7 protein-coding genes and 1 pseudogene are annotated in these 7158 nt (G+C 37.4%); all 8 read left to right on the top strand.

Going from position 1 to position 7158, the window contains the following annotated elements:
• Window positions 1-199: 199 nt before the first annotated feature.
• Entirely contained in the window at window positions 200-943 is a 744-nt protein-coding gene (gene sleB, locus GZA11_RS13890; RefSeq protein ID WP_163184220.1) for a spore cortex-lytic enzyme, read from the top strand.
• 12 nt (window positions 944-955) lie between these two features.
• A complete protein-coding gene (gene ypeB / locus GZA11_RS13885; RefSeq protein WP_163184219.1) occupies window positions 956-2305 on the top strand; it encodes a germination protein YpeB in 1350 nt (449 codons plus the stop codon).
• Window positions 2306-2399: 94 nt separating this feature from the next.
• A complete protein-coding gene (locus GZA11_RS13880) occupies window positions 2400-2630 on the top strand; it encodes a DUF5359 family protein (RefSeq protein ID WP_321175678.1) in 231 nt (76 codons plus the stop codon).
• Window positions 2631-2753: 123 nt separating this feature from the next.
• Window positions 2754-3431 carry a (d)CMP kinase gene (gene cmk / locus GZA11_RS13875; protein ID WP_038535889.1) on the top strand — a complete coding sequence of 226 codons (678 nt, stop codon included), beginning with the start codon at window positions 2754-2756 and terminating at the stop codon, window positions 3429-3431.
• A 2-nt stretch (window positions 3432-3433) separates the two neighbouring features.
• On the top strand, window positions 3434-4015 hold the full coding sequence (locus GZA11_RS13870) for a lysophospholipid acyltransferase family protein (protein ID WP_038535887.1): 582 nt from the start codon (window positions 3434-3436) through the stop codon (window positions 4013-4015).
• Window positions 4016-4134: 119 nt separating this feature from the next.
• Window positions 4135-5274 carry a 30S ribosomal protein S1 gene (rpsA, locus tag GZA11_RS13865; RefSeq protein ID WP_038535886.1) on the top strand — a complete coding sequence of 380 codons (1140 nt, stop codon included), beginning with the start codon at window positions 4135-4137 and terminating at the stop codon, window positions 5272-5274.
• 12 nt (window positions 5275-5286) lie between these two features.
• A complete protein-coding gene (gene fni / locus GZA11_RS13860; protein ID WP_163184218.1) occupies window positions 5287-6345 on the top strand; it encodes a type 2 isopentenyl-diphosphate Delta-isomerase in 1059 nt (352 codons plus the stop codon).
• Between the two features lie 585 nt (window positions 6346-6930).
• Window positions 6931-7158 (top strand): annotated as a pseudogene (locus GZA11_RS13855) (group II intron reverse transcriptase/maturase); the annotation flags it as partial.

Raw genomic sequence — 7158 nt, 5'->3', positions numbered from 1 at the left:
GTCCATTTAAGAGAAAAATGAACCCAAATTAAAAACCCAAGAATGTTGATTTAACAGCATTCTTGGGTTTTGCTTTTATAAAGATTTCGGCTGAAATACCACTTTCCGGACAGCCCCTTTTTTATGCTGTGGAATAAAAAGTGTCATTTTACAAAAAATAGGGATAATGCAAAAAGAACACTTTGGGGGTTATTATTCCATGAAGATGAAAAAAATTTTAATCACGTCCTTCTTTCTTTTTTCAGTTTTGATTTGGCCGGTTTCATTTGTAGATACAAATAAAGTTCATGCATTCACGAACCAAGTCATTCAGCATGGCGCTGTAGGTGATGATGTCATTGAACTCCAAGGAAGGCTTAAACATCTTGGCTTTTATACGGGGAAAGTTGATGGTGTCTTTGGATGGAGAACCTATTGGGCTTTAAGAAATTTTCAATATGAATTTGGATTGCCGATCGATGGCTTAGCAGGACCGGCTACAAAACAAAAACTGGTGAAGGCTACGAAAAATTATAAAGGAACTACTACCACCGCAGCGAAAACGAACAAGAAACCGACACCAACTGCAACTAACATACCAAAAGGTTTTTCTCAAAATGATATCCAACTAATGGCTAATGCAGTCCATGGCGAGGCAAGAGGTGAACCATATATCGGCCAAGTTGCTGTTGCTGCCGTGATCCTAAATCGGTTGAACAGCTCTTCTTTTCCAAATACAGTATCCGGGGTAATTTTTGAGCCAGGGGCATTCACAGCAGTAGCTGACGGACAGATTTGGTTAACTCCGAATGAAACTTCGAAAAAAGCTGTGATTGATGCCATTAATGGATGGGATCCTTCAGGAGAAGCATTATACTATTTTAACCCAGATACAGCAACGAGTGCTTGGATATGGAGCAGACCGCAAATTAAACGAATAGGCAAACATATTTTTTGCAAATAGGGGTGATTACAGTTGATTAGAGGCATATTAATTGGTGTACTGGTAGCGGCTGTTGCAGGTACGGCCTATTGGGGATATCAAGAACACCAAGAGAAAAATGCGATTCTTTTAAATGCAGAAAACAATTATCAAAGGGCATTTCATGATTTAACCTATCGGATGGATTTGTTGCACGATAAAATTGGTACAACACTAGCTATGAATTCAAAACATTCATTATCCCCTTCTTTAATTGAAGTATGGCGGATAACCTCTGAAGCACATAGTGATGTTGGGCAACTACCATTGACGTTATTGCCGTTTAATAAGACGGAAGAGTTTTTGGCCAATATTGGTAATTTTACCTACCGAACAGCTGCTAGAGACTTGGAAAAAGAGCCACTAAGTAATGAGGAATATGAAAAATTAAAACAACTTTATAAACAATCTGGAGAAATTCAAGCAGAACTTAGAAAAGTTCAGCATATGGTTTTAAAGAATAATTTGCGTTGGATGGATGTGGAATTGGCACTTGCCTCAGGAAAAGAAACTACAGATAATACCATAATTGATGGGTTTAAAACTGTAGAAAAAACAGTAACAGGTTTTGAGGAATCTGATCAAGGCGTGTCCATGTCCAATTTACAGAAAAAAGATGAAAATTTTAAATTGATAAAAGGTAAAACCATTACGAAAAAAGAGGCAATAACAATTGCTAAAAAATATATGAATTTTGATGGTAATGCTGAAGTGAAGGTCACTGATAATGGAAAAGGCTCTGATTATGGATTTTACAGTGTTTCAATAAGAAACAAAAAAACCGGTCAAGAAGCAAGTATGGATATAACAAAAAAAGCTGGTCATCCAATTTGGTTTATTAATAATCGCGAAATTACTACACAGAAATTGAGTTTAAATGAAGCGAGTAATCGGGCAACAAAGTTTCTGAAGGAAACTGGTTTTAAAAACTTGGAAGTCATAGAAAGTACCCAGTACGATAATGTGGGTGTGTTTAATTTCGTAACGAATATTGATGGTATTAGAATATATCCAGAATCTGTAAAAGTTAAGGTAGCTCTTGATAACGGAGATATTGTAGGGGTCTCTGCAGAAGAATATTTAAAGTCTTTCCATACGAGGGAAATTGAAAAACCGGCTATATCTATGCAGGAGGCTAAAACTAAAGTAAATCCTAATCTTAAGATCATGGAAGATAGGCAGGCAGTAATAATTAATGATTTAGATAAAGAGGTATTATGCTATGAGTTTTTAGGAACTATGGGTGATGATACCTATCGGATATTTATTAATGCAAAAAGTGGAGTTGAGGAGGACGTAGAAAAATTAAAAGACTCTGAGGAAGTTTACGTAGATACTTTATAAGGGAAAGCATTCGCTTTTCCTTTTTTCTATAATATCTAAGTATAGTTATGTGTGAATCGGAAATCCTCTTTTCAGTTTGGTATAAATAAAAACAATGACTCCGATAATAGTACTAAGATTGGTAACGGAGACGATGCTGTTGAAAAAATTCGAAAGAATATTAATCAAGCTTATTATAATCCAGTTTTTGTTTCTATTTTTCACACAACTCTTTTTTCACCAATTAAATGTTTTACCAGAACTCCATCAATTAACAAAATATGAGGGAGTTAATGAGAACACTTTTACCGAAATACTTCAAACTTTCCAATCTGACAATAAATAAGCAGGGGTATCCTGCTTATTTTTATTAATTAAAGTACTAAAAAAAAAGGAAGTAGGTTCGAAACTTATGGTAAAATAAAAGGTAGACACCATAGTGAAATTCTTAATGTTTTTAGGAGGATTTATGAATAAGAAAAAAATATCAATTGCAATTGACGGCCCTGCTGCAGCCGGAAAAAGTACTGTAGCAAAAATTGTAGCAGAAAAATTATCATATATTTATATTGATACGGGGGCTATGTACAGGGCATTGACATTTAAGGCAATTGAGAATCAATTAAACCTTGAAGACGAACAATCGCTAGTTAATATGCTTAGATCTACAGAAATTGATCTAAAGCCTTCAAATCATGGCCAATTAGTTTTACTAGACCAAAAAGATGTGACAAATGAAATACGCACATCGGAAGTAACCAATTCTGTTTCCATTGTTGCTAAACACCAATTAGTTCGTGAGGAAATGGTTAGAAGACAGCAAGCATTTGCTAAAAATGGCGGTGTGGTAATGGATGGACGTGATATTGGTACACATGTATTACCTAATGCTGAAGTAAAAGTATTTTTACTTGCTTCAGTGGATGAGAGGGCAATACGCAGACATAATGAAAATTTACAAAAAGGTTTTCCATCAGACTTGGAAAAATTAAAAGAGGAAATTGCCCGAAGAGATAAATTAGATTCTGAAAGGGAAGTAGCTCCATTAAAAAAAGCTGATGATGCAATTGAAATTGATACCACGTCATTAAATATTGATGAAGTAGTTGAAAAAATAATGGCTCTTGTATATGAAAGGATTGGATAAGATTGACTTTTTATTCTTTTGCAAAATCAGTTGCTTCCTCTATTTTTAAACCATGGTACCGGATTGAAACCATTGGTATGGATCAGATTCCTAAAAATGGAGGGGTACTTATTTGTGCCAATCATATTCATAATTTTGATCCGATTGTTGTGGGAATTACTGCTCCTAGACCGGTTCATTTTATGGCAAAGGAAGAACTCTTTCGAGTCCCGGTTTTGAGTGGAATCGTTAGAAAATGTCATGCATTCCCTGTTAAAAGGGGCATGAATGATCGTGAAGCACTTAGACAAGGGATCAAAGTCCTTAAGGATGGCCATGTTTTAGGGCTTTTCCCGGAAGGAACTAGAAGCAAGACAGGAGAACTAGGGAAAGGTCTTGCTGGTGCCGGATTTTTTGCATTAAGAACTGATTGCGCGGTCGTCCCATGTGCGATTATTGGTCCTTATAAAAGCTTGAGAAAACTAAAAGTTATTTATGGGAAACCCCTACCAATGAATGAACTTCGAAGTGCAAAGGCTTCAGCGGAAGAAGTAACTGAATTAATCATGGCAGAAATCCATAAACTTATTAAAGAGTATCGGTAGGTTCTGCTTGACAAATCTTATTATTTATAAGAAGTTAATAAATGAGATTCTTTTTTCGCTAATCAGAATTTATAGAAAAATGTGGGTATTGCTAGGCAATGGATTAAGGAGGATTACATATGGCTGAAGAATTAAATCAAGTAGAAGTAAAAAGCTTTGAAGTGGGTGATAAAGTAATTGGACAAGTTAGAAAAGTAGAAGAAAAACAGGTTCTTGTTGATATACAAGGAAGTAAACTTGATGGGATCATTCCAATCAGTGAGCTATCAAGCCTTCATATTGAGAAAGCTTCTGACGCGGTTTCAGAAGGTGAAGAATTACAATTAGAAGTAATAAAAGTTGAAGAAGAAGCGTTAATTCTTTCAAAAAGAAAAATTGACGCTGAAAAAGCTTGGGAAAGCCTCGAACAAAAATTTCAAAATGGTGAAATTTTGGAAGCAGAGGTAAAAGATGTTGTTAAAGGCGGGCTTGTGGTAGATCTTGGAGTACGTGGATTTGTACCTGCTTCTCTTGTTGAAAGCTACTTTGTAGAAGATTTTAGTGATTATAAAGGCCGTACATTAACTTTTAAAATAGTCGAATTAGACAAAGAAAAAAATCGATTAATCCTTTCCCATCGTGCAGTGGTTGAAGCTGAAAAAGAAATGCAAAAACGAAACCGCCTAGAAGAGCTTAAGCCTGGACAAATTATTGAAGGGACTGTTCAAAGAATTACTGACTTCGGTGCTTTTGTAGATATCGGTGGAATTGATGGCCTAGTTCATATTTCACAATTATCTCATGAGCATGTAAATAAACCTACTGATGTTGTACACGAAGGTCAAAAAGTACAGGTGAAAGTTTTAAGCGTAGACCGCGACAATGAAAGAATTTCTTTATCCATCAAAGAAACACTCCCAGGTCCATGGTCTAATATTTCCGAAAAAGCACCTAAAGGTAGTGTGTTAAAAGGAACCGTCAAAAGATTGGTTTCATATGGAGCATTTGTAGAAGTTTTCCCAGGTGTAGAAGGTCTCGTACACATTTCACAAATTGCTCATAAGCATATTGGTACTCCACATGAAGTATTAAAAGAAGGTCAAGAAGTAAATGTAAAAGTGCTTGATGTGAATGAAGCTGAACAGCGATTATCTTTAAGTATTAAGGAGCTTCTTGACAAAGAAATTGAAGAAAATCATGATTACGAACTTCCTGAGGAAGCAAAAGGTTTCCAACTTGGTGAAGTGATCGGTGATAAACTTAAGAATTTAGGGAAATAATGGTGATTTTTCGTGTCTAGAGAACAACGTAAATGGGATCACATTCGATTTGCACTGGGAAATGAGCAAAAAAGCTCATCGGCTTTTCATGACATAAAATTCCTTCACAACAGCCTACCCAATAGCAGTGTGTCCAATGTTCGATTAGATTCCTTTATAGGCGAACTTTACTTAAGTTCGCCTATTTTTATTAACGCCATGACAGGTGGAGGCGGTGAAAAAACCTATTCAATTAACCAAAAGCTGGCGATTGTTGCGAAAGAGAAGGGATTAGCTATGGCAGTAGGCTCACAAATGGCTGCTATTAAGGATCCTTCACAACGATATACTTATGAAATAGTTAGAAAAGAAAATCCATCAGGAGTAGTCATTGCCAATCTTGGCAGTGAAGCAACTCTGGAGCATGCAAAAGCAGCAATTGAAATGGTAGAAGCCGATGCTTTACAAATCCATTTAAATGTCATTCAGGAATTAACCATGCCAGAAGGAGATCGTGATTTTAGAGGTGCTTTAAAAAGAATTGAAACGATCCTTCATCATGTTCAGGTACCTGTAATTGTAAAAGAAGTAGGGTTTGGTATGTCGAGAGAAACAGTGCAATCCTTATCTTCTATTGGTGTTAAGGCTGTTGATATCGGAGGATTTGGAGGTACGAATTTTGCTACAATCGAAAATAAAAGGAGGTTACAAGAATACACCTTTTTTGAAGATTGGGGCATTCCCACCCCGATTTCAATTGTTGAAGCCGCGATGATTGAAAAGCCAATTTCTATTATCGGATCAGGAGGGTTCTCAAATGCATTCGAAATGTTGAAGGGATTGTCATTAGGAGCAGACGCGATTGGGGTTGCTGGCTATTTTTTAAAAATCCTAGTTCGTGAGGGTATTGAGAAGCTAATGGATGAAATAGATCGTATTCACAATGAAATGGTAATAATTATGACGGCTCTCGGTGCTGAAAGTATTTCAAAAGTGAAAAATGTGCCGTTAATTATTTCTGGGGAGACCTATCATTGGTTAAATCAAAGAGGCATTGATACAAAAAAATTTAGCCAACGTTCTATAACTTAATTAAGCTCCTGTCATTAAACAGGAGCTTTATGTGTGCGCCCGGCATGGGTGTAATCTATAGGGTGAAAGTCCCGAGCTGCGAAGGCAGAAGTAGCAGTTAGCTTAACGCAAGGGTGTCCGTGGCGACACGGAATCTGAAGGAAGCGAGCGGCAAACTTCCGGTCTGAGGAACACGAACTTCATATGAGGCTAGGTATCACTGGGTGAGTTTGCACATCAAAACGAAGCCCTTTCTGCCGAAGGTGATACAGAGTAAATGAAGCAGATGGATGGAAGGAAAGATTACACTCTTACCCGGGGAGGTCTGACTGGCACGCCAAGTAACCTTGGTAACCTATCTAGTGATAGATAGCTGAACAGTCAGAAATCAGCAGAAGTCATAGTACTCTTTCAATCTCGAGATGGAAGAGGAAGGACTGAACAATGAAGGAGAACGAATCGCTAGGCGTTCATCTTCTGTGTGGAAGCAGACAATCCGATAGGACTTACTTGAAGAAGGAAGTGGTGAATCCCACGGGGGACTTCAAGAGGGTGGGGCAGAAGATGGCACAAATAGAGGAATTCGTTCACGTGGAGAGGATATCAATGTTGATGGAAATGATTTTGTCACGGGAAAATCTCATAGCGGCATTTAAACGAGTCGATCAGAATAAAGGAAGTCACGGAGTAGATGGCGAGTAGATGGCATGTCCGTAAAAGACCTACGAAGACACCTCTACGAAAATTGGGACTCCATTCGACAGTCGTTGAGAGAAGGAACCTACAAGCCCTCACCCGTCCGTCGAGTCGAAATCCCGAAACCGAACGGAGGAG

Origin of the sequence: Neobacillus sedimentimangrovi (genome assembly GCF_010614825.1) — a bacterium.
Classification (GTDB): domain Bacteria; phylum Bacillota; class Bacilli; order Bacillales; family Cytobacillaceae; genus Neobacillus; species Neobacillus thermocopriae.
Note: the sequence above shows the minus strand (reverse complement) of the source record. Positions and strands in the feature narration are given on the sequence as shown.

What these genes read in the sequence shown, in the direction of transcription:
- rpsA (WP_038535886.1), top strand. Translation starts at nt 4,135, where the DNA reads ATGGCTGAAGAATTAAATCAAGTAGAAGTAAAAAGCTTTGAAGTGGGT.
- GZA11_RS13880 (WP_321175678.1), top strand. Translation starts at nt 2,400, where the DNA reads ATGACTCCGATAATAGTACTAAGATTGGTAACGGAGACGATGCTGTTG.
- sleB (WP_163184220.1), top strand. Translation starts at nt 200, where the DNA reads ATGAAGATGAAAAAAATTTTAATCACGTCCTTCTTTCTTTTTTCAGTT.
- cmk (WP_038535889.1), top strand. Translation starts at nt 2,754, where the DNA reads ATGAATAAGAAAAAAATATCAATTGCAATTGACGGCCCTGCTGCAGCC.